The sequence below is a fragment of the Paraburkholderia sp. BGA-UO-ETr-F21 genome, assembly GCF_059567925.1.
On record NZ_JCAQOY010000040.1, the window covers coordinates 169893 to 196136 of the forward strand.

Here is a 26244-nt window from a genome sequence, read left to right on the forward strand (position 1 = left end):
ATGGGCGGCGCGGCTGTTGTATGCTTTGCCAGCCGGTCGATCCGGTAATCAGTGCGTCTTCAGGGCGGGGTGAAATTCCCCACCGGCGGTATGCCGGCAGCGCGAAAGCGTGAGCCGGTGAGCCCGCGAGCGCCCGCGTCGTCAGTGTGTTTGGACCTGTGCAACTGCGTTGCATGGGACCAGCGTAATCGCCAAAGCGATCACGCTGGTCGACATGGGGTCAGCAGATCTGGTGAGAAGCCAGAGCCGACGGTTAGAGTCCGGATGGAAGAAGATGTGCAGATAGTCATGTTCGTTTCCGTGGCGCCGCTTGCAGGTCCGGGCGGTGCGCGAACGCCGCCTGAAGCGGCGTTCAGCGGCGCGTCTTTGTCTGTTTGCAATGCCCTGAAACGTTTTTCGCCCAACTTTTGCGATGAGCGTTTCAACTATGTCTTTTGCTACTTTTCCTGCTCCGTCGACGATTGCGGATAGCGCATTCCTCGATCTCCCCTTGCTCGACACCGAGCCCGTTCCGCCACGTATTGCCGCCGCCTTGCAAGCCATGCGCGATGGCCGCGCCGTCGTGCTGCAAGACGACCACGACCGCGAGAACGAAGCCGATCTGATCGTCTCCGCCGAGCGTCTGTCCGTCGAAACCATGGCGTTGTTGATTCGCGAGTGTAGCGGCATCGTGTGCCTGTGCCTGCCGGACGAGAAGATCCGCGCGCTTGAATTGCCGCCAATGGCTGTCAACAACGAAAGCCGTCACGGCACCGCGTTCACCGTCTCGATCGAAGCGCGCGACGGCGTGACCACCGGCGTATCCGCACTCGATCGCGTGACGACGATTCGCGCCGCGATCGCCGATACGGCCAAGCCCGCCGATATCGTGCGCCCGGGCCATGTGTTCCCGTTGCGTGCGCAACCCGGCGGCGTGCTCGCCCGTCGCGGCCATACCGAAGGCACGGTGGACCTGGCTATTCTCGCGGGTCTCAAGCCGGCCGGTGTGCTGTGCGAACTGATGAACCCGGACGGCACGATGACGCGCGGCGCGGACGTGGAGCGCTTCGCCGCGCAACACAATCTGCCGATGCTGACCATTGCCGAACTGGTGGAGTTTCGTCAGGCGTTGGCGCAAGCGCGCGAATGCGTGGCTGACGAGGCTTAGTGCGGGAAGGGTGCGCGCGCGTGAGGTGAGGCGCGCACTCGCTCCAGTTCGGACGCAAAAAAGCCGGCTCTTCCAGCCGGCTTTCCAGTTGCCGCAAATGCCTACGTTCGTACGTCGCCGCGTATGCCGGCTCGACAGCCGGCATACCCGATTGACGCGAACAAACTACGACTGCACGTCGCCGAACTCGCCGCGTACGCCGGCTTCGACCAGCGAGGGCAATTCGTCCATATGCTGCATGATGCGAGTCATACCCATCTTGCGAAGCGCGTCCGCGTAGCCATCGGGAATATGGCTCGCGCCGACGAAGGCGATCGTTTTCATACCCGCCGCACGCGCGGCATTCAAACCCGCCACGCTATCCTCCACCACCACACAGCGTGACGGCTCCACACCCAGCGTCTGAGCGGCGAACAGATAGACATCGGGATAAGGCTTCGGCCGGGCCACCTGTTCCGCGCTAAAAATACGCTCGCCGAAAATCTGCTGCAAACCCGCGCGCCGTACCGACGCGTTCACGCGCGCCATGCGGCTGTTCGAGACGACGGCGGCCGGCAACGTGACACGTTGCAAGGCATCGCGCACGCCGTTGATCGGGCTGAGCGAGGCTGCAAGCGCAATCTCGACGTTGTGTTCGATGGTGTCGAAAAAATTCGCGGGGAGCGTGATGTCGAACGACTTCTCGATGCCTTCGAGAAAACGCGACGTTTGCTGGCCAAAAGCCGTTTTGACGATGGGTTCGAAATCGAGGCCGGGAAACGTGGCGGTCAGCGTTTCGAACATGACGCGGTCAGCGATGATTTCGCTGTCGACGAGCACGCCGTCGCAGTCGCAAATGAGGTGGTCGATCATGGCTGAAAACGGAAAGCGAAGCGCATGGGCAGGCAATTGCAAGCTTATGCGCGGAGAGTGAAAGCGTCATGATACGTGCTTTGGCGGCGCCTGCGCGGCGCCGCCGTTCTCCGTCACGGCTTCGGAACGTCCTGGGTGGGCGTTCGAGGCGGCTCTTGCCGCTGCGGTTCTTGACTACGCCGTCAGATCAATGCGCGTGCAGATACAGATACAGGCACGCAGCCGCCGCGCCGCCCAGCAACGGACCGCACACCGGAATCCACGCATAGTGCCAGTCGCTGTCGCGCTTGCCCGGAATCGGCAGCAGCGCATGCATCAGACGCGGCGACAGGTCGCGCGCGGGGCTCATTGCGTAGCCGGTCGGGCCGCCGAGCGAGATGCCGATGCCGAGGACCAGCAGGCCGACCGGCAGCGCGTCGAGCGCGCCGAGGCCGACTTGAGGCGACGCCAGATACAGCACGCCGAGAATCAGCACGAACGTGGCGATCATTTCGGTGAGCAGGTTATGCGGCACGCTGCGAATCGCCGGCGCGGTGCAGAACACGCCGAGCTTCACGTCGGCATCGCCTTCTTTCGCGAAGTGCTGGCGATACGCGACCCACACGAGCAGCGCGCCGGCCATGCCGCCGAGCATCTGCGCGGCCACATAGCCCGGCACTTTGGCCCACGCGAACTTGCCGGCCAGCGCGAGGCTGACGGTCACGACAGGATTCAGGTGCGCGCCGCTGAACGAAGCGGTGACATAGACGGCGATGAACACGGCCATCGCCCAGCCCATCACGATCACGATCAGGGCCGCGCCTTTGCCTTTGGTCCGCGCGAGCAGCACGTTGGCGACGGCGCCGTCGCCGAGCAGCACCACGAGCGCCGTGCCGATGAATTCTGCAATGTAAGGATGCATCGTTGGGTATCCGAAATATAGTTGTCAGGGAAGCCGCGGGATAAGCGGCTTCTTTATGTCGAGAGGCGAGTGTTAGAAAACCTTGTCAGGGCGTGTCGGCCCAGGCCTTTGCGGCGCGGATCGCGCGCATCCAGCCGTCGAGGCATTCCTTCACGTCGGCATGCGGCAGCGCGGGGGTGAAGCGGCGGTCGAGCTTCCATTGGCTTTGCAGTTCGTCGACATCCTTCCAGTAGCCGACCGCAAGACCGGCCAGATAAGCCGCGCCCAATGCGGTCGTTTCCGATACCTTGGGGCGCACGGCGTCGACGCCGAGAATGTCCGCCTGGAATTGCATCAGCAGATTGTTCGCGCAGGCGCCGCCGTCCACTCGCAATTCGCCGATGCGAATGCCGGAGTCGGCTTCCATTGCCTTCAACACGTCGAGCGATTGATAGGCGATCGAGTCGAGCGCGGCGCGTGCGATATGCGCCGACGACGTGCCGCGCGTCACGCCGAACAGCGTGCCGCGAGCGCGTGCGTTCCAGTGCGGCGCGCCGAGACCGGCGAAGGCGGGCACCAGATACACACCGTCGCAATGCGGCACGCTGCGTGCCAGCGTTTCGATTTCAGCGGCGTTCTTGATGATGCCAAGGCCATCGCGCAGCCATTGCACCACGGCGCCGCCAATGAAGATGCTGCCTTCCAGCGCGTAATTGATCTGATCGCCGATCTGCCAGGCGATCGTGGTGACGAGATTGTTCTTCGATTCGATCGGCTTGTCGCCGGTATTCATCACGAGGAAGCAACCGGTGCCGTAGGTGTTCTTCACCATGCCCGACTCGGTGCACATCTGGCCGAAGAGGGCAGCGTGCTGGTCGCCGGCGATGCCCGCGAGCGGAATCTTGGAAGCGAACACGGTGGTCTTGGTCGGCCCATACACTTCCGACGAAGCCCGCACTTCCGGCAGCATGCTGCGCGGAATGTCGAGCGCTTCGAGCAGCTCGTCGTCCCATTTCAGCGAGTGGATGTTGAACAGCATGGTGCGCGACGCGTTGGTGACGTCGGTGACGTGCAGGCCGCCCTTGGTGAAATTCCACACGAGCCAGCTATCGACGGTGCCGAATGCAAGGCGCCCCTGTTTGGCCTTTTCGCGCGCGCCTTCTACGTTGTCGAGAATCCAGCGGATCTTGGTCGCCGAGAAATACGAGTCGATCGGCAAGCCGGTTTTCGCGCGGACTTTTTCTTCGAGACCCTGCTCCTTCAACTGGTCGCAGAAGTCGGCAGTGCGGCGGTCCTGCCAAACGATCGCGTTATAGATCGGATGGCCGGTTTCGCGATCCCACACGATGGTGGTCTCGCGCTGATTGGTGATGCCGATCGCGGCGATCGAGGTGCCGTTCATGCCGGCGCGCGTCACGGCTTCAGCGGCGACGCCCGCCTGAGTCGACCAGATTTCCTGCGGATCGTGCTCGACCCAGCCCGGACGCGGGTAGATTTGCTGGAATTCCTTTTGAGCGGTCGACACGATATTGCCGAGCCGGTCGAACAGCATCGCGCGCGAGCTGGTGGTGCCTTGGTCAAGCGCGAGGATGTACTGATCCTGCATTGTCTCTTCTCCATGCGTTTTATGAATCGCCGGACGGGTAGCCGGCGACGGGAACGGCTTGTTGTTTTAAGCGGGCTGCAACACGTGTGACGATGCGGCCCAGCCTGGTCCAGCCGAGAGGTGAAGCGATCCGGTTCCTTCGGATGCAGCGGTGCGCTGCGTAGCGATATCTGACTATGCGCTCTGTCGCGCGGATTCGCGGGCGAACCACGTATCGATATCGCGTGTGATCGAATCGAGCGTGCCCGGTTCGACATGCAAGCCGAGTTTCGAACGGCGCCACAGCACGTCCTGCGCGCTGCGCGCCCATTCGGTGTCGCGCAGATAAGTCAGTTCCGCTTCGTACAGGCCGGGCGCGAAAGCGCGGCCGAGATCGGCCACGGAGCGCGCGTCGCCGATGACATGCTTGGCACGTGTGCCGTAGGCGCGGGCAAGACGGCGCGCCAGATCGGCCGGCAGCCACGCATGCTGCTGCTTGAATTCGCTGAGAAAGCGCTCGAAGTTGGCGTTCGGCATATCGCCGCCGGGCAGCGGCGCACCGGCCGTCCATGACGACGCGCCGTTTTGCAGCGCTTGCGCGAGTTTGTCGACGGCTTCTTCCGCCAGTTTGCGGAAGGTCGTGATCTTGCCGCCGAACACCGACAGCAATGGCGCTTCACCGGCAGGCGCGTCGAGTTCGAGCGAGTAGTCGCGCGTGACCGCCGACGGGTTGTCCGCGCCTTCCTCTTCGAGCAGCGGACGCACGCCCGAATAGGTCCAGCGCACGTCGGTGGGCGAGATCTTCTGCTTGAAATAGCGGTTGATCGAGTCGCACAGGTACTGCGTTTCTTCCACGTTGATCGCTACTTTCGACGGGTCGTCGCGATACTCGAGATCCGTCGTGCCGATCAGCGTGTAATCGTGTTCGTAGGGAATCGCGAAGATGATGCGCTTGTCCGGGTTCTGGAAGATATACGCGTGATCGTGCTCGAACAGCCGCCGCGTGACGATGTGACTGCCTTTGACGAGCCGCACGCTGTGCGACGCCGCGCGGCCGAGCGCGCCTTGCAGCAGTTCGCCGACCCACGGGCCCGCGGCGTTCGCAATGGATGCGGCGCGCACGTCCAGAATCGTGCCGTCGTCGCGCTTGAGCTGGGCGCGCCATTCGCCGCCGGCGCGCACGGCGCTCAGCAGTTTCGTGCGCGTGAGGATTTTCGCGCCGCGCTCTTTGGCGTCCAGTGCGTTCAATACGACCAGACGCGCGTCGTTGACCCAGCCGTCCGAGTACACAAAGCCGCGCTTGATCGAATCGACCAGCGGTACGCCCGCCGGATGGTTGCGCATCACAATGCCGCGCGAGCCCGGCAGCAGTTCGCGTTTGGCGAGATGGTCGTACAGGAAAAGACCGGCGCGGATCAGCCAGGCCGGGCGCAGATCGGGCATGTGCGGCATCACGAAGCGCAGCGGCCACATGATGTGCGGCGCGGCGCGCAGCAGCGTTTCACGCTCCTGCAGGGCTTTGCGCACCAGCCCGAACTCGCGGTATTCCAGATAGCGCAGGCCGCCGTGAATCAGCTTGGTACTGGCCGACGACGTGTGCGCCGCCAGGTCGTCCTGTTCGCACAGCAGCACCGACAGGCCGCGGCCTGCCGCATCGCGAGCGATGCCGGCGCCGTTGATCCCACCGCCCACGACGAGCAAATCGTATCTTGAGCCTTGCGTCACCTGCTGTGTCCCCTGCGCTGTGTATCTGAGATATGAAAAGCCGTTTGGAAAATCTATCGAATCGATAGTGTTCGTTTTCGAACTTTAATGAACATATTCGAAAAAGTAAAGTTCGGATCGTTTGGCTGACCCTCTAACCGGTGTGCGGGTAGTGGCGCAACGCGCGGCCACGGACGATACTCTCGGCAGCAGCCATTTCGAGGTGAATTCATGCGTGGACTTTTGATGATCGGCGCCGCAGCGCTTCTGCCGGGATGCGTCAGCTCGCCGAGCCTGACGGGAACAATGGGCGCACCGTCGTTCGTGTCGTTGCAACAGATGTGCAGTGCCCAGACGGTCGACTACGGCAACGACGCGCAAGGCGTCTACGCGGCCATGTTCGATGCTTATGTGGCGAACCGGCATGGCAAGTTGTCGAAGGACGATTTCTGCGCGTTCCAGACGTCGATCGCGCAGCGTTACACGAGCCAGGGCATGAGCGCGGACCCGCAAGTACGCAATCAGTGGGTGACGTTCTTCACCGACCAGCGGGCCCGCGCGTTGAGCTGGCGCGCGGCTGTCGATCCGACTTTGCGCAACGGCTGAGCTTCATGCGGGGGGCTGTCTTCCACAACGTTTGCTGCCGGCGGCTGAACGGATGCAAGTGTGGTCTGCGCTAGCCGCGCTGCGGCTGCGCGCCGCGCCATAACATGCGGCGAATCTGAGCGAATACGGCTTCGCGCGTCGGCGTATCGTGGACGGCCGGTTGCTGCGCCTGAGGCAGCGGCAACTGATTGGCTAGCGTCAGCATGGTGAAGCCATGCAGACTCGCCCAGTAGGCGTAGCCGATCAACTGGGGATCGCCTTCCAGAATGCCCGCGGCCACGAGCCGCTCGAAGTGTGCGCCGAGCATGCGCCACGCGCGCTGCGAGGCGGCGGCGAGTTCCGGGTAGACGCTGTCCCGTTGAGTCAAATCGAACATTAAACGGTAGGCATGCGGTTCGTCGAGTGCGAAAGCGACGTAGGCTTCGCTCACCAAAGAATGATCCGTTTCCGGGGCGGCTTTGGCTGCCGCTTCGAGGCGCGTTGCGAAGCGATTGAAGGCGGCCGCGCGGACCATCGCGAGAATCTCGTCCTTGTCGCGGAAGTAGCGATAGGGCGTCATGGCGCTGCACCCCAACTCCTTGGCCAGTTCGCGCATCGTCACGCCCTCCGCGCCGCGCGTGGCAAACGCGTTCTCGGCCACGCGCCGCATGGCCTCGCGAAATTGCTGGATGTCGTCGGGGGAAAGCGTTTTGGGCATGCGCGAAGGCGAGAAGTCCGTCGCGTCAATTTACTGCGTAAATGAGTTGCGCACAATAAAGCGGACGCGGGACGGCGTCCTGCCTTTCACTCGAATGGTATTCGGGCGAGATCTCACCGCACCGCATGCACGCGCCGCTTGCCCGCGTCACCGCGCCGGACATCGACTGACAGTCCGGCGGTGAGACGCGGTAAAACCCGTTAAATCGCGGTAAGACCGGGAAAACTAGGAAAGTCGCTTGATGGCTCGCAATGCGCTATCGCCCGTTTCAGTCACGCGCCATTGTTCGTTGCCCGACGCGAGCCGTTCGAGTTGCACGAGCTGGCGTTCCAGCAGTGCGTCGAGTTCTTCTCGCTCCATGTCGACTTGATTGGGAGCGTCCTTGACGAGCAACAACGTGGCGAATTCATGCGGACTCAGCATCGTTCTCTCCATGTCAAGCAAACGCGGACGGCCTTGCCGGCGACTGGCTCAAACCAGTGAAGTCCGCAAAGAATCAGGCGGGAGGTACGGCTAACACGACAGTTTCACGCAACCGGCGCTACGCGGAACGCGCAATGCACGCCGGGGAACTGGAGTGTAGTCAACCGCACGTTAAACACCAAATCGGCCCCAGTAAATTCTCCCTTTGACAATTGGGCGCCTCAGCGGCGGTTGGGAGTCGCGGCCAGATTCTTGATTTCACTCGAGGTTTCGCGTGCGCTGCAACATGGCGGAGAACGCCTGGAATTACTCGGCGACATACACCTGGCAGTTGGCGGCGGTGAGCGTCTCGGTCATCTCGACAGGCGGCGCCATGTCCGTGAACAACGCGTCGATCTGATCGAGATGGCCTTGACGGACCAACGCGGGCCGGCCGAATTTCGAGTTGTCGGCGGCGAGGAAAACGGTGCGCGCATGCTGGATGATCGCCTCGGCCACGCGCACTTCGCGCGTATCGAAATCGCGCAGCGTGCCGTCGGGTTCGATGCTCGACGTGCCGATGATCGCGAAGTCCACCTTGAACTGCCGGATAAAATCGATCGCCAGTTCGCCGACGATCCCTTTGTCCCACGGCCGCACGATGCCGCCCGTCACCAGCACCTCGCAATCCGGATAGCCGCTCATCATGCTGGCGACGTTCAGGTTGTTGGTGATCACCCGCAGGCCGCGGTGGCGGTTGAGCGCGCGCGCCACTTCTTCGGTGGTGGTGCCGAGGTTGATGAAGAGCGACGCCTGGTCGGGAATGTGAGTGGCCACTAGCGCCGCGATGCGCCGCTTCTCTTCATGGAACATGCGCTGACGCGCGGTGTAGGAGACGTTCTCGGAACTGGTCGGCAGGCTGGCGCCGCCGTGATAGCGGCGCAGCAGGTTCATGTCGGCGAGCCAGTTGACGTCGCGGCGGATCGTCTGCGGCGTCACGTCGAAGTGGGCTGCGAGGTCGTCCACGGTCACGAAGCCGTCGCGTTGCACCCACTCCAGCAGTTCCTGTTGCCGGGCATTGAGAGTCAGGCGGGGGTCTCGGGTCATGTGTCTCGGTTCGTGGGATTTTTGTCTGCGTGACCCGCCGCCGGCGCGTCAGGCTTGGCCAGTAAGCGGGTAATGCGTGAACGGGGCGTGAACGGGGTGAGCGTATTGTAAGACCATCGCGCGCCTTGTCTGCCAACTCGTGCGACATGCATAAGATGTGAGACGACGGTGCGGCGGCTCGGCGAGACGCATTCAGGTTGTTTACGCATTTATTCAGTTCATAAATGAATTTGTTTTTTGGGTCGGATCACGATGCAATCCCGGGTTCTTCGTTTGATTCGTGCTTCGCCGGCGTTTTCCTGATTCGCCCGTTTCCGATGGTTCCGCGTTCCGCAAGCCGGGCCGCGCTTTCAAGAGTGTTCGACATGACTGGCTTCAACTGGCAAAACCCTTATCCGACGCCGCGTCTTCCTGTATTCGCGCGCAACATCGTTTCGACTTCGCATCCGCTCGCGGCGCAAGCCGGGCTGCGCATGCTCTGGAAGGGCGGCAATGCCGTCGATGCGGCCATTGCGGCAGCGGCCGCTATTACGGTGGTCGAACCGGTATCGTGCGGCTTGGGCGGCGACGCCTTCGCGCTGGTGTGGGACGGCAAGAAGCTGCATGGCCTGAACGCGTCAGGCGTGTCGCCGGCGGCATGGAACGTCGATTATTTCAAGCGCAAGTACGGCGAGGAAAACGGTCTCGCGAAGCAGCCCACGCGTGGCTGGGACGCGGTGACGGTGCCGGGCGTGATTGCCGGCTGGGAAGCGCTGCATCAGAAATTCGGCACGCTGCCGTTCGCCGACCTGATGGAGCCGGCCATCGAGATCGCCGAGCGCGGTCATGCGGTGGCAAGCATCGTCGCCTATAAATGGGCGGCGGCCGTGCCGGAACTGAAGGACCTGCCGGGGTTCGCGCAAACCTTCATGCCACGCGGCCGCGCGCCCGAAGTAAGTGAGCTGGTGCGCTTTCCCGGCCACGCGAAGACGCTGCGCAAGCTGGCCGAGCAGGGCCCGCGCGCGTACTACGAGGGCGAGATCGCCGAGCAGATCGCCGCGTTTTCGCGCGAAGGCGGCGGCGCGCTGACCACCGACGATCTGCGCAACTACAAAGCGGATTGGGTCGAGCCGATCGGCAAGGACTATCGCGGTTACACGGTGCACGAGATTCCGCCGAACGGGCAGGGCATTGCGGCGCTGATCGCGCTGGGCATCCTCGAAAAATTCGATGTGAAGGAACTGGCGGTCGACAACGTCGAGTCGCCGCACTTGCAGATCGAAGCCATGAAGCTCGCGTTCGCCGATGTCTATCGCTACGTGGCCGATCCGCGTTCGATGGAAGTCACGCCCGAGCAGATGCTCGACGACGCGTACCTGACCTCGCGCGCCAAGCTGATCGATCACAAGCGCGCCACACAGTTCGACTTCGGCATGCCGAAGGCAGGCGGCACGATCTACATGTCGGTGGCGGACGAGCGCGGCATGATGGTCAGCTTCATCCAGTCGAACTACATGGGCTTCGGCTCGGGCATCGTGGTGCCGGACAGCGGCATCGCCATGCAGAACCGCGGTTGCGGTTTTTCCATGGACCCGAAGTCGCCGAACGTGGTGGAAGGCGGCAAGCGTCCGTTCCATACGATCATTCCGTCGTTCCTCACGCAGCAGGTGAACGGCCAGCAGGAAGCGGTGATGAGCTTTGGCGTGATGGGCGGCGACATGCAGCCGCAAGGTCATCTGCAATCCGTCGTGCGGATGCTCGACTACGGTCAGCAGCCGCAGGCCGCGTGCGACGCGCCGCGCTGGAAGGTCAATCGCGACTTCACGATCGACATCGAGTCGACGCTCGATCCGAAGACCGCCGAGGCCTTGCAGAAGCGCGGCCACGTCATCAAATCGGTGGACGATCCGTACATGGACTTCGGCTCCGGCCAGTACATCTGGAAGCTCGATCGCAACGATCCGGAGCGCGGCTATGTGGCGGCGAGCGACAGCCGCCGTGACGGGCTGGCCGCCGGGTTCTAGAAGCATCCACGCGCGCGGCGGCCGCCCATCGAGCCGGCCGCGTCGCTACGCGCGCAGCCACGCACGCGCGGCAACGTGCGCGGAGTCGGCGGCGCGCGTGACCGACTGCCATTTCACGGCATCGCAACAATCAGAATTGCCGGACGCCAACGGCGCTTCCGGCACACCCGGCATCGGGCATCAGACCTCAGACAGGCAGGAGACTTCATGCAGACCCCCGCGTCGCCCACGGCGACAACTTCCGCTCATTCTCCATCGGCGCCGCTTTCCAAAGCGATGGTGCGGCGGATCGTGTTTTCGTCGTCGGTCGGCAATGCACTCGAGTGGTTCGACTTTCTGGTCTACGGCTACTTCGCGACCATCATCGCCAAACAGTTTTTCCCGATGCAGGACGAGTGGCTCTCCACGCTGCTCGCCATCGCCACCTTCGGCATCTCGTTCCTCATGCGGCCACTGGGCGCGGTGGTGCTGGGCATCTACGGCGACCGCAAGGGACGCAAGGCCGCGCTGACGCTCGCCATCGCGCTGATGATGGTCGGCACCTTCACGATGGCCGTGATGCCGCCGTACGCGTCGATCGGCATTGCGGCGCCGATCCTGATTCTGCTCGCGCGGCTCGTGCAAGGCTTCGCGGTGGGCGGCGAGTTCGGCAGTGCGACGGCCTTCATGGTCGAACATAGCGCGTCGCGCCGCGGCTATTACGCGAGCTGGCAGTTCGCGAGCCAGGGGCTCGCCGCGATCACCGCGGCCGCGTTCGGCTCGCTGCTGACCGCGTGGCTGCCGCCCGAGCAACTGAATAACTGGGGCTGGCGCATTCCGTTCGTGTTCGGGTTGCTGGTCGGCCCGGTGGGCTATTACATCCGTTCGCACCTCGACGAGACGCCCGAATTTCTGGCGCTGCGCGCCGCGCGTGAGGCGCGCGGCACTCGCGCGGCGGCGAGCGAAGAGAAGGACGCGTCGTTCTCCAGCCAGTGGGTCAACCTGCTGCTTGCCGTTGGCATCGTCGCGCAATCCACGGTGGGCGTGTACGTGCTCCAACTCTATATGCCGATGTACGCCGTCAAGCAATTGCATATGCCGGCGGCGGCATCGTTCGGCGTGGTGGTGCTCAATGGCGGCCTGCAGTTTCTGCTTTCGCCGGTGATGGGTGCGTTGTCCGATCGCATTGGCCGGATTCGCATCATGCTAACCACGTCGATCCTGATGGGGGCGCTGATCTATCCGATGTTCGCACTGTTGCAGACTCATCCGACCATCGGCTGGCTGCTGCTGTTGCAAGGCACGGCGGGCATTTTCAAGGCCGCCTATTCCGGGCCGATGCCCGCCTTGATGTCCGAGATCTTTCCAACGCAGGTGCGCTCGACCGGTCTTTCAATCGCTTACAGCATCGGCGTGACGATCTTCGGCGGCTTCGCACCGACGATCGTCGAAACGTTCATTCACCTGACCGGCGACAAACTCGCGCCCAGCTACTACGTGCTGATTGCCGCGGTGCTGTCGGGTCTCTCGCTTATCGTCGTGGCCTGGCGCGTGCGCCGCGTCCGTGCGCCGCAAGGTGTTCAGCCTGCCTGACCGGCCAGGGCCGGTTGCTTCGAATCGGCACATTGCCCGCTCCTGCCAGGCCTCATCGACGATGATCGTCGCAGACTTGAGCCAGCTCTTCGAGCTGGCTTTTTTTCTGCCTCGCGCGCCGCGCTTTTATCCGACCGAATGTTTTGACTACCCGAAAATTGGAACTGCCGCGTCTCGGCATGGTCTGTGCTGGGTTATCTGCAGAGTTGCGAAACACCGGCTAAGATGCAAGATACAAGGGGTTAACTCTAATCAAGGCGCTGTATCTGACACGGCGGACCGCTCGGGCGAGAGCGGGCTGTTTCGAGCATGCTCCACGAGTCGATACAGTTTTCGGAGCAAGACACGATGCACACAGAGCTGAACCATGTCATGCCCTGGCGGATCGAGGATATCGACCTCACCCGCATTGATCGGCAAAAGGCCGTCGCTAACGAAGATTTGCTGCTGCTGCTGTGCGCGTCTTCGTTTATTGAAAGCGGCTCCGATCTTTACACCAGCAATCTGAGTACGTTCTTTAACGGCGATCCTGAAGTCTCGGCCTGGCTCAACCAGGAGTGGGAGCCGGAAGAGTTGCAGCATGGCCGCGCGCTCAAGACGTATATCGCTTACGTGTGGCCGGAGTTCGACTGGGACACGGCATTTCGCAATTTCATGGAAGAGTACTCGCTGACCTGTTCGGTGGAGGACTTCGAGAAGACCCGCGCGCTCGAAATGGTCGCGCGCTGCGTGGTGGAGACCGGCACGGCTACGCTGTATCGCGCGATCGGCGAGTGCTCGGACGAGCCGGTGCTCAAGCAGATCACCGACAACATTCGCACCGACGAAGTCCGTCACTACAAGCACTTTTTCAAGTACTTCAAGAAGTACAACAGGATCGAAGGCAACGGCCGTCTCGCAGTGCTGGGCGCGCTGATGCGCCGCGTAATGGAGATCAAGAACGAAGACTCGGAGATCGCTTTGCGGCATGTCTTCGCGGTTCGTTATCCGGAACGCGTGCATGACTCGGCCTATAACCGCGAACGCGCAGCGCGTATCAATGCGCTGGTGCGGCGTAACCTGTCGGCGGATATGTGCGTGAAGATGCTGCTCAAGCCGCTCGATCTGCCGGCGAGGATTCAGCCGGGCGTGCATTACCCACTCGCCAAGATTACGCAGCACGTATTTTTCCGCTGACCGCGCGGATCGGCCTGCCGTCGGCCTGCGTCAACGGCTCGCTTTGAAAATGGCCCGCTCGTGCGGGCCATTTGTTTTTCAAGGCATGATGCGTGATTGGCCACTTCCAACCGGATCGACATGATGAGCGATTCCCCCGCCTCCGAACGCCCGCTTGAACACAACGTGTTCGATGAATGGCCCGACGCCGTGCGCGCGTTGTTCGACGGTTCATCGCTTGCGAGTAAGACGGGGTTTACGGCGTCGCTGCTGAGCGTCGATACGAATGGCCATGTGCGCACGTCGCTGCTTGGCGTCGGCGAGTTGTATGCGCCTGATTCGCGCACGCTATGCATCGCGTTGTGGCCGCAAGCTAGGGCGACGCGCGCGATTACGCAAAGCGGCCGGGCGGCACTTACCTTTGTTTGCGACGGAGCGTTTTATCAGGTGCAGCTGCTGATGACGCCGCTAGCGAGTGTTGCCGGCGATGCCAGCGGGCTCGTCTATCTGCACGGTTCGATTGACACGGCTGAGGCGCAAAGCGTTCGTTATGCGCGCCTGACTAGCGGCATTACGTTCGCCCTGGAAGGGGAGGGAAAGGCGGTGCTCGACCGATGGGAGCGGCAGATCGAACACCTGAAGCAAGCTGCGGCTGCTGCTGGCCGCTAGTCGTTGTTTGCGAGAAGGCGGCGGCCGATGTGGCCGCCGCTTGGAGGCTTGGCGCAGGGGCTTGGCGCAGAGGTTCAACGCAAAACCTCAACGCAAAACCTCAACGCAAAACCTCAACGCAAAACCTCAACGCAAAACCTCAACGCCCGCGCTGGCCGCTGCGCGTGGGTTGGCCACCGCGCGGCGCGTCGTTGCGCGGCTTCGCGCCACCCAGCAACGCACCCGGATTGCCGCCTTGCGGCTTCGCGCCCTGCGGCTTACGCGGCGCATGCTGCGCGGCGCTGCCTTCATGCGCGACGGCACGGGGCCGATCGTCGTGACGCTGACCGTCACGACGTGCCTGGCCGCCGTTGCCGGTCGGCTTCGCACCCTGCGGCTTCGGTTGCTGCTGACCGTTCGCCGGGCGTTGACCCGAGCGTTGTGCCGGTTTCGCAGCACCGCCGCCATCGCGCCGTGCGTCGTCGCGCTTCGGTGTGCCTTGACCCTGGCGCGGCGAACGACCGCCACCGCCGCCACCACCACCCTGGCCGCGGCGCAGGATCGGCTCCGGCTTCGCGGTCGGGTCCGGCTCGAAGCCGGCGATCACTTCCTGCGGCACCGGACGCTTGATCAGCTTCTCGATGTCCTTCAGCAATTGCAGTTCGTCGACGCACACCAGCGAAACCGCTTCGCCCGTCGCGCCTGCGCGGCCCGTACGGCCGATGCGGTGCACGTAGTCTTCCGGTACATTCGGCAGATCGTAGTTGACCACGTGCGGCAATTGATCGATATCGATACCACGCGCGGCGATGTCGGTCGCCACCAGCACCTGCAGCGTACCGTCCTTGAACTCGGCGAGCGCGCGGGTACGGGCCGACTGGCTCTTGTTGCCATGAATCGCCAGCGAGTTGATGCCGTCCTTCGTCAACTGTTCAGCAAGCCGGTTGGCGCCGTGCTTGGTGCGTGAGAACACCAGCACCTGGAACCAGTTGTGCTGTTTGATCAGATGCGTGAGCAGTTCGCGCTTCTTGTCGCGATCCACCGGGTGAATCTTCTGCGCGACCGTTTCCGCCGTCGTATTGCGGCGTGCGACTTCGATCAATGCCGGCGAGTCGAGCAGATTGTCGGCGAGCGTCTTGATCTCGTCGGAGAAGGTGGCCGAGAACAGCAGGTTCTGACGCTTTGGCGGCAGCTTGGCGAGCACGCGCTTGATGTCATGGATGAAGCCCATGTCGAGCATGCGGTCGGCTTCGTCGAGCACGAGAATCTCGAGATGCGACAGATCGATGGTCTTCTGCTGCATGTGGTCGAGCAAACGGCCCGGCGTCGCGACGACGATATCCACACCGCTCCTCAACGCGCCGATCTGCGGATTGATGCCGACGCCGCCGAACATCACGGTCGACTTCAGCTTCAGATACTTGCCGTAGGCGCGCACGCTTTCTTCGACCTGTGCGGCCAACTCACGCGTGGGCGTGAGGATCAGCGCGCGCACCGCGCGCTTGCCCGAGCCGGTCGCAACGGCGGGCATGGAGTTCAGACGTTGCAAGATAGGCAACGTGAAACCGGCGGTCTTGCCGGTGCCGGTTTGCGCGCCGGCCAGTAGGTCGCCGCCATTGAGCACGGCGGGAATCGCTTGCGTCTGGATCGGAGTCGGCGTGGTGTAGCCAAGTTCGTGGACAGCGCGGACCAACGGTTCGGACAAGCCGAGAGAATCAAAAGACATAAAAGCTCTTTGCAATGCAGTTTCGCGAACGGCGCACATGGGCCCAGGCAGGCATCAACGCGGCATGAACACACCCACATGGCATGTTCGAGGCCCGAAGCCCAGTTCCCGGTCGCAGAGAAATCGGCGGCACGCGGGAAGCGCGTGCCGAATGCTTCAACGCGCTATGCAGACACGTTGACTGGCCTTAAGTTGCATTTCGCCGCCGTGGGATGTCACGCGACGTAGCGCGCAACACTGACGAATTGACACAGACTGCCCGCCAGTACGAACAGGTGCCAGATACCATGTCCGTGCCGGATGCGCTCGTCGTTGATGAAGAAGTAGATGCCGGCGCTGTAGATGATCCCGCCGGCCACGAGCCAGGCGGTACCCGCTGCCGGTAAGGCTTGCACCAGCGGGCGGACGGCAACGAGCGCGAGCCATCCCATCAATACATACAGCACCATCGAAACGCTGCGGGTGCGTCGCCCGAGCGTCAGTTCCTGCACGATGCCGAGAGCGGCAAGCCCCCAGCTTACGCCGAATAGCGACCAGCCCCACGGTCCGCGCAAAGTAACGAGCGTGAACGGAGTGTAACTGCCGGCGATCAGCAGGTAGATCGCCGAATGGTCGCACTTCTGAAGCACCGCTTTCACGCGCGGACTGCGCACGCTGTGATAAAGCGTGGAGATAGCATACAGCACGAACAGCATCGCGCCGTAGACGCTGAAGCTGACCACCTTGTATGCGTCGCCGTCGAGAGCGCCCATTGTGACGAGCGTTGCAAGACCCGCCACCGACAGCACGGCGCCGACGAGGTGGGTAATGCTGTTGAAACGCTCACCGACATGCACGACTCTTTCCTCCTGCGCGGTTCATAAGGACCAGAACGTCCACATGATACCGGTCCTGAAAAAACGAAGGGCGCGGCCGCGAATTTCGCTGGCCGCGCCCCGGGTGCGACGAACGCTGCTTAGTCGAGCGGCGCCGAGCGCAGATCGGACACTTGTTGCGGAGACACGGCCGTACCGTGGTTGCCCCACGACATACGGATGTACGTCACAACGGCAGCCACTTCCTGATTCGACAACGCTTGCGCGAACGGCGGCATGCCGTACGGATGCGGGTTGGCGTCCGTGCTCGGCGGGTAACCGCCGTTCAGCACCATACGGATCGGGTTGACCGCCGAAGGCATCTGGATCGACTGGTTGTTCGCGAGCGGCGGGAAGGCCGGCGGCATGCCGAGGCCATTTTCCGCGTGGCACTTCGCGCAGTTGTCAGCGTAGATCTTCTGGCCTTGCTTCAACAGTTCGCCACCGAACTTCTCGGACGTTTCGAGCTGCAGCGGTTCCGGTGCTTCGCTCTTTTGCGGAATCGTCTTCAGGTACGTGGCCATCGCGTTGATGTCCTCGTCCGACATGTACTGCAGGCTGTTGTGAACCACTTCAGCCATCGGGCCGAACACCGCACCGCGGTTCGACACGCCGGTCTTGAGCAGATCGGCGATGTCTTTGGTTTCCCAGTCACCGAGGCCGGCTTCCTTGTTCGACGTGAGCGACGGCGCATACCAGTTCTGCAGCGGGATCAGGCCGCCGGCGAATGCCGCCGAATTGACCGGGCCGCCCATGGCGTTGATCGACGTATGGCACATGCCGCAATGGCCGAGGCCTTCGATCAGGTAGGCGCCACGGTTCCATTCGACCGACTTGGTCGGATCCGGCTTGTACTCGCCTTCACGGAAGAACAGCGTACGCCAGCCGATCAGCATGTTGCGCTGGTTGAACGGGAATTTCAGTTCGTGCGGACGGCTCGCCACGTTGACCGGCGTGACCGAACGCAGGTACGCGTAGATCGCGTCCGAGTCGGCGCGCGTGACCTTCGTGTAGCTCGTGAACGGGAAGCCCGGATACAGCAGGCTGCCGTCTTTCGAACGGCCGGTGTGCATGGCGCGGTAGAAGTCGTCCTGCGTCCACTTGCCGATACCGTACTGGTCGTCAGGCGTGATGTTCGGCGTGAACATCGTGCCGAACGGCGTAGCCATGGGCAGGCCGCCGGCGAATTGCTTGCCGCCGCGCACCGTGTGGCAGGCGATACAGTCGCCGGCGCGGGCGAGGTACTCGCCCTTCTTGATCAGCGCGGCCTGGTCGGCGGGCGTTGCCGCCATGGCCGAGCCGTTATGCAGGTTGTCGCCGCCCGACCACAGGACGGGAACGAGTGCGGCAGCCGCAACGACGACGACTGCCGAGAGGGCGAACAAAGACTTGCGTTTCATTTGAGTGTCTCTCCCGGTGCCTTATTGCGGTTCGCTGCCGCAGGCAAGCGGAGTCTTCATCGAGCGGGCCGGAGCCGGCACGGGGTTTTGTGGAGCCTGTTGCGTGGAAAGCCATGCGGCAACGGCGTTCACGTCTTCGTCAGTCAGGCGCGTGGCGATGGTGTGCATGCAATCAGGCGCAATGGCGTGACGCGAGCCCGAGCGCCATGCGCCCAGCTGCGCGCTGATGTAGTCGGAGTGCAGGCCAACCAGACCCGGAATAGCGGGTTGCATACCGGTCAACGTCTTGCCGTGGCAGGCCGCGCAAGCCGGAATCTGCTTCGAGGCGTCGCCGTTCAGCACGATCTGCTGGCCGCGCGCGAGCGTGCTCGACGACACCGTCGGCTTGGCCGGCGGCGGATACGGCGGACGCTGCTGCGAGAAGTACGTGGCGATCTGATGAAGGTAGTCGTCCGAGAGATACGTGACGAGGTAGTTCATGGGCGGATACTTGCGGCGCCCTTCGCGGAAGTTCTGCAACTGGTTGTACAGATAGTCGGCCGGCTTGCCCGCGAGGCGTGGGAAGTAGTCGTTGTCGGTACCTTGGCCGTGAGTGCCGTGGCAGGCCGTGCAGCCTTGCACGCGCGCTTCCATCGTGTCGGGGGCCTTCGGTTGAGTCTGCGCTTTCGCAGCGCTATAGACACCCGCGGAGCCGATCAGCAGAAGGGCGAGCAGCGGGCGGAAAATGCGTCTTGAAGACACGCGTAACTCCATCAAAATCGGGGACCTGACCGAACTTCGAGCGGCTCGGTGTGAAGGGCAGCCGGCGCTGCGGCGACGCAGCATTCTATCATCGAAGGGTGATGGTGACTATTTGAGACATTAGAGAAGGTTCCGGCTGTCACCACCATGCGACAGTTTGACGCGCAGGGCTGCTTCGGACTGCCTGTCGATCATCTCAAATTTGCCTGAGCAATCAAGGGCACAAGCGGCTAACGCGGGCGATCTATTCTCAAAGCGGGTTGAACCGACGCCCGCGCGAACCATCGAAGCGTACACTTCCGGGCGCGCCGGACCTATCCGGCCCGGATGCGCCCGGGTTTGCGCCCACCGTTCTCCTGATGATCCGCTATCGGCCATACATGAAGCTACTCCATTTTTCCCGTCCGGCGCTACGAGCGTCGATGCTCGGCGTCGCGGCGCTGGTTGCGGCGTCCACCGCATTCGCCCATGCGCACCTGGCATCGAGCGTGCCGGCGGCAAACGCCGAAGTCGTTGCGCCCACCGAAGTGACGATCCGTTTCACCGAGCCGCTCGAGCCGGCTTTCAGCAAGATCGCCCTTGCCGACGCGAGCGGTAACGCGGCCGCGCAGGTTTCGTCGCAAGTCGACGGGAGCGATGCCAAGGTCATGCGTTTGCCGCTGCCGCAGTTGAGCGCAGGCCGCTATGCGGTGCATTGGACAGCGGTAGCCACAGACGGCCACCGTACCCAGGGCAACTTTACGTTCATCGTCAAATGAGCATCGACGCACTCTGGATCGGGCAGGTCGCCATGGCCGCGCTCATGAACGTTGCGTTCGCGTTTGCCGTCGGTTCGGCGTTGCTCGGCGCGTGGCTCGCGAAGGACGCCCAGCAGAAGGTCTCGCCCGCGCGCCTCGCATGGTTGCGCGCGCAACGCTCGATGCTGACCGCCACGGTCGTGCTGGTGCTTGCGGATCTCGGCTGGCTCCTGTATCAGGCGGCATCGATGAGCGGCGTCGGCTTGCCGGCCGCGCTCGGCGTGGTGCCGACCGTGCTCATGCAAACCCACGTCGGCTATGGCTGGAGCCTTGCGTTTGCCGGCGCGCTGGTGCTGCTCGGCACGGCCATGACCAGTCATACCGGCATGCTGCGCAACGCGCTGCTGTGGCTGGCCGTGATCGCGGTGGCCGCGGGCAAGGCGTCGCTCGGGCATGCGGCCGATGCCGGGCCGGCCTCGGCCGCTGTCGCCATGCAAACGCTGCACGTGCTCGTCACCACCGTGTGGGGCGGGCTGGCCATGGCGGCGGGGCTCGCGGTTCTGCCGGCGCTCGGCACCTCGACCGCGCGCGGTTTGTTGATCCGCACGGCGACGCAGGTGTCGAATGTATCGGTGGTGGCGGTCGCGCTGGTGCTGCTCTCCGGCATCTTCAACGCGGTGCGCGGTTCGGGCGGCTCGTTCGAGGCGATCGAACTCAGCACGTGGGGTCATGTGCTGATGCTCAAGCTCGCGCTCATCGCACTCGCGCTGGTCCTCGGCGGACTCAACCGCTTTTCGGCGCTGCCGCGTCTACGCCGGACGGCCTCGACAATGGACGCCCATACCTTCGTCAACGTCCTGTATCTGGAAGCGTTGGCAATGATCGGCGCGTTCGTCGCGGCGGCCGCGCTGTCGCATAGCGTGCCGGCGTTTGCCGCGCTCGGTTGACCCCTCGGCGCGGGATGAGCCGCCAGTCGAGCCGCAAAACGAGCCGCAAAACGAGCCGCAAAACGAGCGCCGCGGCTGCCGCCATCTGAGCGCCGTGCGTGTCCACGGTGACTCAAGTCTGCGACGTCCCGCAGGCGCCCTGAACGTCAAAAAAAGCGCCGCACGTTAAAAGCGTGCGGCGCAATACACACGGTCGCCCGGCGCTGGCCGGCAATCCGCTACTGCTCTTCAGGCGGCCAGCGCGTGGCTCGCCCGTTCCAGGGTCTCCTCCGGAAACATCTCCTGCTGCAAGTCGCCAGCCGCGTTGAACCACTGGCAGATCAGCCAGTTGCCCGACGCGAACAGTACCGGCCCGCTCCAGGTCACGGTCATCGGACGGCCGCCCGATTTGAGCTTCAGCACGTCGCCCGCTCGATATGCGGGTCTCGCCCGCCTCGTGAGCCGCTTGGCCAGCCGCATGATCAGCCTCCGATTATTCGAGGCCGAGCCGATGTCCGAGGATTGGCGCGCAAAAGAGTGCGATGGCACAGCCCGCGGCTTTGCCTTCGAGTTCGGCTCCCGCGGCGCGCATACCGTATGTATGCGTCATGAGATCGAATAGTTGCGGCAGGCAGTAGACGACCGCGGCGCCGATAAAGCATTTCTCGACGACCGAGATGCGCCAGCCGCGTTCGTATGCCAGCGCCGCGCCGATAATGCGCAGCACGCCGAACATCACCAGCGCGCCGACGGCGGCCTGTTCGCGCAGCAGATAGTCCGGAAGGAATTCGCCCATGATGTACCCCGATGCATTTGTCGTTTGAATGCATTTGAGCAAGGAGTGGGCCATGCGTATGTCCGATGCCGAACAGATCGCGTGAAAGCCTTTCTGGATAAGGCTTTGCGAGGATGGTGGCAGGGTGGGAAAGGGCCGCAAAACGCCTGTTTCAGTCCGTTCGGTCCGGGATGTTACGTTACTGCGACGCTGTGCGCGTCACGTCGACGTAACGCGTCAACCGTGTCTCATGGCGGCGCGAAGGGCGAAACGCAAATACGAAAGCGCAAAGGCAAGAGTGCGAATACCAAAGCGCGTCCGCGCAAATCAAAAACGCCGCCCCTGGGGCGGCGTTGCGTCATGCGATTACCATTCGGCGACGCTGCCGTCCTCATGGCGCCACACCGGATTGCGCCAGCGATGGCCGACCTTCGCCATCTCCCGCACTTTCTCTTCGTTGACCTCGATACCGAGGCCCGGACCTTGCGGAATCGACACGAAGCCGTCTTCGTATTTGAAGACTTCCGGATTCTTGATGTAGTCCAGCAGGTCGTTGCCCTGGTTGTAGTGGATGCCGAGGCTCTGTTCCTGGATGAACGCGTTGTAGCTCACCGCGTCGATCTGCAGGCAGGTTGCCAGCGCGATCGGGCCGAGCGGGCAATGCAGCGCGAGCGCGACATCGTAGGCTTCGGCCATCGATGCGATCTTGCGGCACTCGGTAATGCCGCCCGCGTGCGACGCGTCCGGCTGAATGATGTCGACGTAACCGCCCGACAGAATGTGCTTGAAGTCCCAGCGCGAATACAGGCGCTCGCCCAACGCGATCGGCGTGTTGGTCTGGTTGACGATGTCGCGCAGCGACTCGGCGTTTTCCGACAGCACCGGCTCTTCGATGAAGAGCAGCTTGTACGGGTCGAGTTCTTTCGCCAGCACCTTCGCCATGGGCTTGTGCACGCGGCCGTGGAAGTCCACGCCGATGCCAATGTTCGGTCCGACCGCCTCGCGCACCGCCGCCACGTTGTTGATAACGCCTTGCACCTTGTCGAAGGTGTCGATGATCTGCAACTCTTCGGAGCCGTTCATCTTCACGGCCTTGAAGCCGCGTTCGACCACGGCACGCGCGTTATTGGCCACGTCGCTCGGACGGTCGCCGCCGATCCACGAATACACCTTGATCTTGTCGCGCACCTGGCCGCCGAGCAGCGCGTGAATCGGCACGCCGTGATGCTTGCCCTTGATGTCCCACAGCGCCTGGTCGACGCCGGCGATCGCGCTCATCGTGATCGGACCGCCACGGTAGAAGCCTGCGCGGTACATCACCTGCCAGTGGTCTTCGATCAGCAGCGGATCCTTGCCGATCAGATAGTCGGACAGTTCTTCCACGGCGGCCGCCACTGTATGCGCGCGGCCTTCCACCACCGGCTCGCCCCAGCCGACGATGCCTTCGTCGGTTTCGATTTTCAGGAAGCACCAGCGCGGCGGAACGATGAAGGTTTCGAGCTTGGTGATTTTCATGGTGTACGTCTCCTGTGTGTCGGCCGGAGTTAGCGCTTTAGCGCTCCCTCATCCCGTGCGGAATATTTGAGGATTCACATGCTACAACAAAAGCGCATTTAAGTACTATTAATAGTACTATTCGCCAGATAGTGGAGAGACCCCGCCTCGACACGACGTAGCCGAAGCAGGTGATATCAAGGTGGAGATACCCGATAATCGCGCTCTTTTCCGGGCTCAGTTCCAATATCGATAGCGCCGCAAGGCCGCTGGGAGAAAGCTATTCAGCATGATCTGCATGGGCGTGTGGCCCATCTGCTGGCCACCGCGATTCTGCGCGGAGATTACGCGCCCGATTCGATCCTGCCGCGCGAAGCGGAGTTGATGGAGACCTTCGGCGTGAGTCGCACGGTGTTGCGCGAGGCGTTGCGCACGCTCACTTCGAAGGGCTTGATCGAATCACGTCCGCGCGTGGGCACGCGCGTGCGTCCGAAACATGCGTGGAACCTGCTCGATGTCGACGTGCTCGACTGGTACTCGCGGGTCGCCGAGCCGATGGCGTTCGCACTCAAGCTGCAGGAAATGCGCGAGATGATCGAGCCGTATGCTGCGGGCCTCGCGGCGGACTCGCACACGGACGTCACCTTCCACGCACTCGCGGCGGCTCATGCGGCCATGGTGTCCGCGCGCAATGTCGACGAATGGGTGCGCGCCGATCTGCAGTTTCATTTGAGCGTGCTGATTGCGTGCAGCAATGAGTTGCTGATTCCGCTCGGTACGCTGATCGAGCGCACGCTCGAAGCGCAACTGCGTCTGAATGCAAAACGCGCGGACGTGTTCAATGCATCGCTGGCCGAGCACACGGCGGTATTCGAAGCGATTCGTGATCGCGATGCCGCCGCGGCGCGCGCGGCGATGGCGGGACTGTTAGGTGTGACACGCGCGCGGATCGAGGCCTAGGCGGCCCGCGGCGCTGCATGTAGGGTCGCGCGGCGGTGATGGTTCAGCGGCCGCGCCATAACGTTCCTCGGTTGCCGGTTCGGAGCCCGCCGGACTCGCGGCGACATGCCAGCCGCCGCGCCTCAATCCATCGCGGCGTGCGCCACCGACGCATCCGGCGCCCTGTGCGACGGGCGAATCAGCAGCAGGAGCGGAATGACCAGCAGCGTCGCCATGAACATCAGCTTGAAGTCGTTCAGATACGCGATCATCGACGCTTGCTGGGTGATCGAGACGTTCAGCGCGGCCATGTCGTAGTTCGAGCCGCTATTGAGCATGGGCTGGACCGCTGGATTGAACGCCGAGATATTGGCCGCAAGGTCGGCGTGCGAGACCTGCGTGTTGCGGGTCATCAGCGTCTGCACGATCGAAATGCCGATGCTGCTGCCTATATTGCGCATCAGGCTGTACGTTGCGGTGCCGTCCGCGCGCAGTTCGGGAGTGAGCGTCGAGAAGGTCAAAGCGCTCAGCGGCACGAACACGAGGCCGAGGCCGAAACCTTGAATCACGCCAGGCCAGACGATATCCGACGCCGACAGCACGATCGTGTAATGCATCATCTGCCACAGCGCGAACGCCGAGATCAGGAAGCCGGCGAGTAGCAAGATCCGCGCGTCGATCCGCTTCAGCAGCCGCCCGGCGAACAGCATGGCGACCATCGTGCCGGCGCCGCTCGGCGCCGTGACGAGCCCGGTGGTCGCGACCGGATAGTTCATCAGGTTTTGCAACATGGGCGGCAGCAAGGCGCGCGTTGCATACATCACCGCGCCGATCACGAAGATAAAGAACGTGCCGGTGGCGAAGTTCGGATCCCTCAGCAGCTCATACTTGAAGAACGACTTCTTGCCGACCGTTGCCGTATGCACGAGAAAGAACGCGAAGCTGATCGCGGCGAGTAGCGCTTCGATGACGATTTCGTTCGAGCCGAACCAATCGAGTTGCTCGCCCCGATCGAGCATGGCTTGCAATGCGCCGATGGCAAGACCAAGTGTGGCGAAGCCGAACGCATCGAACTTCACGTCGTGCTTCGGCTCGCGCGAAGGCAGGAAGGTCGCCACGCCGAACAACGCGAACGCGCCGATCGGCACGTTGATGAAAAACACCCAGCGCCAGTTGTAGCTGTCGGTGAGCCAGCCGCCGAGCGTCGGCCCGAGAATCGGTCCGACCATCACGCCCATGCCCCACACAGCCATGGCTTGGCCCTGCTTTTCGCGCGGGTTGATATCGAGCAGGATGGACTGCGACAACGGCACCAGCGACGCGCCGAAAACGCCTTGCAACAAGCGCGACGCCACGATCTGCGTGAGCGTCTCCGACAATCCGCACAGTGCCGACGACACCGTGAAGCCGCCGATCGCGACGATCAGCAACCGCTTGACGCTCAACCGGTCCGAGAGCCAGCCCGTGAGCGGTGTGGCGATCGCGGCGGCGACGATGTACGAAGTCAGCACCCACGTGATCTCATCCTGCGACGCGGACAGCGTGCCCTGCATGTGCGGCAGCGCCACGTTGGCGATCGTGCTGTCGAGCGTCTGGATCAGCGTCGCCAGCATGATCGAAATGGTGATCATCGATCGGTTGAGCGGCGCGGCGGTGTTTGCCGCCGGGGTATTGGAAGACATGAATGAGCGAGGATCGTCGATATAGTAAGCATGCTTAGTATATCGGTTGCGCAAGTGCGCGCCATCGGGAATTATGCGGAGCCTGAATTGCGCGGGCTTCAGCGCTGAAAAACGGCGGCCTTTCGTATAATCCGCCCATGAAAACCCAACTCGATGAGCGCTTCGGCTTTCTGATTTCCGACGTCGGCCGTCTGACCGGCAAGCGTTTCGACGACCTTGCGAAGTCCTCAGTCGACCTGACGCGCGCGCAATGTCGCGTACTCGCCTATCTCGCGCATTACGGCGACACCAATCAGGCTCGGCTTGCTGACCTGCTCGAGGTCGCACCGATATCGGCGGGCCGTCTGCTCGACCGCATGGAAGAGGGTGGCTGGATCGAGCGGATCGCCAACCCGCAGGACCGCCGCGAACGGCAGGTCCGCATGACGCCGAAGGCCGAGCGCACCCTCGGCCGGGCGCGCAAGGTCGGCGACGAAGTTGCGCTCGAAGCGCTGAGCGGTTTCACCGATGAAGAAGCGAAGCAGTTGATCGCCCTGTTGCAGCGGGTGCGGGGCAATCTGAGCCGGTTGGTGGACCGGTGATGCATTGATATCGCGGCTCGATCGAGGGATC

The 26244-nt window shown here is 62.9% G+C and carries 26 protein-coding genes and 1 riboswitch; of the genes, 11 read left to right on the forward strand and 15 right to left on the reverse strand.

Features of this window, described 5'->3' with window-relative positions; all coding sequences use genetic code 11:
- Positions 1–51 precede the first annotated feature (51 nt).
- A riboswitch (FMN riboswitch) is annotated at positions 52–280 on the forward strand.
- Together AC57B1_RS33130 and ribB are read left to right on the forward strand one after the other, a co-directional pair.
- Complete coding sequence (locus AC57B1_RS33130; protein WP_177205068.1) at positions 265–471, forward strand: hypothetical protein; 207 nt, start codon at positions 265–267, stop codon at positions 469–471. (Overlaps the previous riboswitch by 16 nt.)
- Positions 428–1147, forward strand: coding sequence for a 3,4-dihydroxy-2-butanone-4-phosphate synthase (gene ribB / locus AC57B1_RS33135; protein ID WP_091799263.1), 720 nt, complete (start codon positions 428–430; stop codon positions 1145–1147). Before AC57B1_RS33130 ends, ribB begins: the two co-directional genes overlap by 44 nt.
- 165 nt (positions 1148–1312) lie before the next feature.
- On the opposite strand, the gene AC57B1_RS33140 is transcribed toward ribB, so the two are convergent.
- The 4 genes from AC57B1_RS33140 to glpD all read right to left on the reverse strand — a co-directional run bounded on the left by AC57B1_RS33140 (position 1313) and on the right by glpD (position 6189).
- A complete protein-coding gene (locus AC57B1_RS33140) occupies positions 1313–1999 on the reverse strand; it encodes an HAD family hydrolase (RefSeq protein WP_408352116.1) in 687 nt (228 codons plus the stop codon).
- Between the two features lie 187 nt (positions 2000–2186).
- On the reverse strand, positions 2187–2900 hold the full coding sequence (locus AC57B1_RS33145) for an MIP/aquaporin family protein (protein ID WP_496419844.1): 714 nt from the start codon (positions 2898–2900) through the stop codon (positions 2187–2189).
- Between the two features lie 85 nt (positions 2901–2985).
- Entirely contained in the window at positions 2986–4485 is a 1500-nt protein-coding gene (gene glpK / locus AC57B1_RS33150; protein WP_496419845.1) for a glycerol kinase GlpK, read from the reverse strand.
- Between the two features lie 174 nt (positions 4486–4659).
- Positions 4660–6189 carry a glycerol-3-phosphate dehydrogenase gene (gene glpD / locus AC57B1_RS33155; protein ID WP_496419846.1) on the reverse strand — a complete coding sequence of 510 codons (1530 nt, stop codon included), beginning with the start codon at positions 6187–6189 and terminating at the stop codon, positions 4660–4662.
- 210 nt (positions 6190–6399) lie between these two features.
- On the opposite strand from glpD, the gene AC57B1_RS33160 reads away from it, so the two are divergent.
- Positions 6400–6774: a hypothetical protein gene (locus AC57B1_RS33160; RefSeq protein WP_496419847.1), complete on the forward strand. Its 375-nt coding sequence runs from the start codon at positions 6400–6402 to the stop codon at positions 6772–6774.
- A 70-nt stretch (positions 6775–6844) separates the two neighbouring features.
- On the opposite strand, the gene AC57B1_RS33165 is transcribed toward AC57B1_RS33160, so the two are convergent.
- From AC57B1_RS33165 to AC57B1_RS33175, 3 genes are all read right to left on the reverse strand, one after another.
- Positions 6845–7471, reverse strand: a complete 627-nt coding sequence (locus AC57B1_RS33165) for a TetR/AcrR family transcriptional regulator (RefSeq protein ID WP_408301261.1) — start codon at positions 7469–7471, stop codon at positions 6845–6847.
- Between the two features lie 225 nt (positions 7472–7696).
- Positions 7697–7894: a hypothetical protein gene (locus AC57B1_RS33170; protein WP_177205069.1), complete on the reverse strand. Its 198-nt coding sequence runs from the start codon at positions 7892–7894 to the stop codon at positions 7697–7699.
- Between the two features lie 306 nt (positions 7895–8200).
- Positions 8201–8980 (reverse strand): DeoR/GlpR family DNA-binding transcription regulator, encoded by a 780-nt coding sequence (locus tag AC57B1_RS33175; protein ID WP_496419848.1) that lies wholly within the window; start codon positions 8978–8980, stop codon positions 8201–8203.
- Between the two features lie 365 nt (positions 8981–9345).
- Between AC57B1_RS33175 and ggt the strand changes: the two genes are divergently transcribed.
- The 4 genes from ggt to AC57B1_RS33195 all read left to right on the forward strand — a co-directional run bounded on the left by ggt (position 9346) and on the right by AC57B1_RS33195 (position 14379).
- A complete protein-coding gene (ggt, locus tag AC57B1_RS33180) occupies positions 9346–10983 on the forward strand; it encodes a gamma-glutamyltransferase (RefSeq protein WP_496419849.1) in 1638 nt (545 codons plus the stop codon).
- 207 nt (positions 10984–11190) lie between these two features.
- Positions 11191–12555 (forward strand): MFS transporter, encoded by a 1365-nt coding sequence (locus AC57B1_RS33185; protein WP_496419850.1) that lies wholly within the window; start codon positions 11191–11193, stop codon positions 12553–12555.
- A 348-nt stretch (positions 12556–12903) separates the two neighbouring features.
- Positions 12904–13731, forward strand: coding sequence for a ferritin-like domain-containing protein (locus AC57B1_RS33190; RefSeq protein WP_091801020.1), 828 nt, complete (start codon positions 12904–12906; stop codon positions 13729–13731).
- A gap of 123 nt (positions 13732–13854) precedes the next feature.
- Positions 13855–14379, forward strand: a complete 525-nt coding sequence (locus tag AC57B1_RS33195; protein WP_496419851.1) for a hypothetical protein — start codon at positions 13855–13857, stop codon at positions 14377–14379.
- 139 nt (positions 14380–14518) lie between these two features.
- Here the strand turns inward: AC57B1_RS33195 and AC57B1_RS33200 are convergent, their stop codons facing one another.
- From AC57B1_RS33200 to AC57B1_RS33215, 4 genes are all read right to left on the reverse strand, one after another.
- Complete coding sequence (locus tag AC57B1_RS33200) at positions 14519–16084, reverse strand: DEAD/DEAH box helicase (protein ID WP_496419852.1); 1566 nt, start codon at positions 16082–16084, stop codon at positions 14519–14521.
- Between the two features lie 215 nt (positions 16085–16299).
- Entirely contained in the window at positions 16300–16920 is a 621-nt protein-coding gene (gene trhA, locus AC57B1_RS33205; RefSeq protein WP_408352102.1) for a PAQR family membrane homeostasis protein TrhA, read from the reverse strand.
- Between the two features lie 119 nt (positions 16921–17039).
- A complete protein-coding gene (locus tag AC57B1_RS33210; protein WP_408351674.1) occupies positions 17040–18338 on the reverse strand; it encodes a c-type cytochrome in 1299 nt (432 codons plus the stop codon).
- A 21-nt stretch (positions 18339–18359) separates the two neighbouring features.
- Positions 18360–19091 (reverse strand): c-type cytochrome, encoded by a 732-nt coding sequence (locus AC57B1_RS33215; RefSeq protein ID WP_012434267.1) that lies wholly within the window; start codon positions 19089–19091, stop codon positions 18360–18362.
- 368 nt (positions 19092–19459) lie between these two features.
- Between AC57B1_RS33215 and copC the strand changes: the two genes are divergently transcribed.
- The gene (gene copC, locus AC57B1_RS33220) at positions 19460–19837 is read left to right on the forward strand and encodes a copper homeostasis periplasmic binding protein CopC (RefSeq protein WP_408351671.1); all 378 of its coding nucleotides are present in this window, start codon (positions 19460–19462) and stop codon (positions 19835–19837) included.
- Positions 19834–20763, forward strand: coding sequence for a CopD family protein (locus AC57B1_RS33225; protein ID WP_496419853.1), 930 nt, complete (start codon positions 19834–19836; stop codon positions 20761–20763). The genes copC and AC57B1_RS33225 overlap by 4 nt, the downstream gene beginning before the upstream one ends.
- Positions 20764–20991: 228 nt before the next feature.
- On the opposite strand, the gene AC57B1_RS33230 is transcribed toward AC57B1_RS33225, so the two are convergent.
- The 3 genes from AC57B1_RS33230 to dgoD all read right to left on the reverse strand — a co-directional run bounded on the left by AC57B1_RS33230 (position 20992) and on the right by dgoD (position 23032).
- Complete coding sequence (locus AC57B1_RS33230; RefSeq protein WP_286162025.1) at positions 20992–21165, reverse strand: YodC family protein; 174 nt, start codon at positions 21163–21165, stop codon at positions 20992–20994.
- 70 nt (positions 21166–21235) lie between these two features.
- Entirely contained in the window at positions 21236–21538 is a 303-nt protein-coding gene (locus tag AC57B1_RS33235; RefSeq protein WP_408295927.1) for a hypothetical protein, read from the reverse strand.
- Positions 21539–21883: 345 nt separating this feature from the next.
- Complete coding sequence (dgoD, locus tag AC57B1_RS33240; RefSeq protein WP_496419854.1) at positions 21884–23032, reverse strand: galactonate dehydratase; 1149 nt, start codon at positions 23030–23032, stop codon at positions 21884–21886.
- 261 nt (positions 23033–23293) lie between these two features.
- Between dgoD and AC57B1_RS33245 the strand changes: the two genes are divergently transcribed.
- Positions 23294–23971, forward strand: a complete 678-nt coding sequence (locus tag AC57B1_RS33245) for a FadR/GntR family transcriptional regulator (RefSeq protein ID WP_408296469.1) — start codon at positions 23294–23296, stop codon at positions 23969–23971.
- A gap of 122 nt (positions 23972–24093) precedes the next feature.
- On the opposite strand, the gene AC57B1_RS33250 is transcribed toward AC57B1_RS33245, so the two are convergent.
- Positions 24094–25632 (reverse strand): DHA2 family efflux MFS transporter permease subunit, encoded by a 1539-nt coding sequence (locus tag AC57B1_RS33250; protein WP_496419855.1) that lies wholly within the window; start codon positions 25630–25632, stop codon positions 24094–24096.
- Positions 25633–25769: 137 nt separating this feature from the next.
- Between AC57B1_RS33250 and AC57B1_RS33255 the strand changes: the two genes are divergently transcribed.
- Positions 25770–26213, forward strand: coding sequence for a MarR family winged helix-turn-helix transcriptional regulator (locus AC57B1_RS33255; protein ID WP_091799318.1), 444 nt, complete (start codon positions 25770–25772; stop codon positions 26211–26213).
- Positions 26214–26244: the final 31 nt, after the last annotated feature.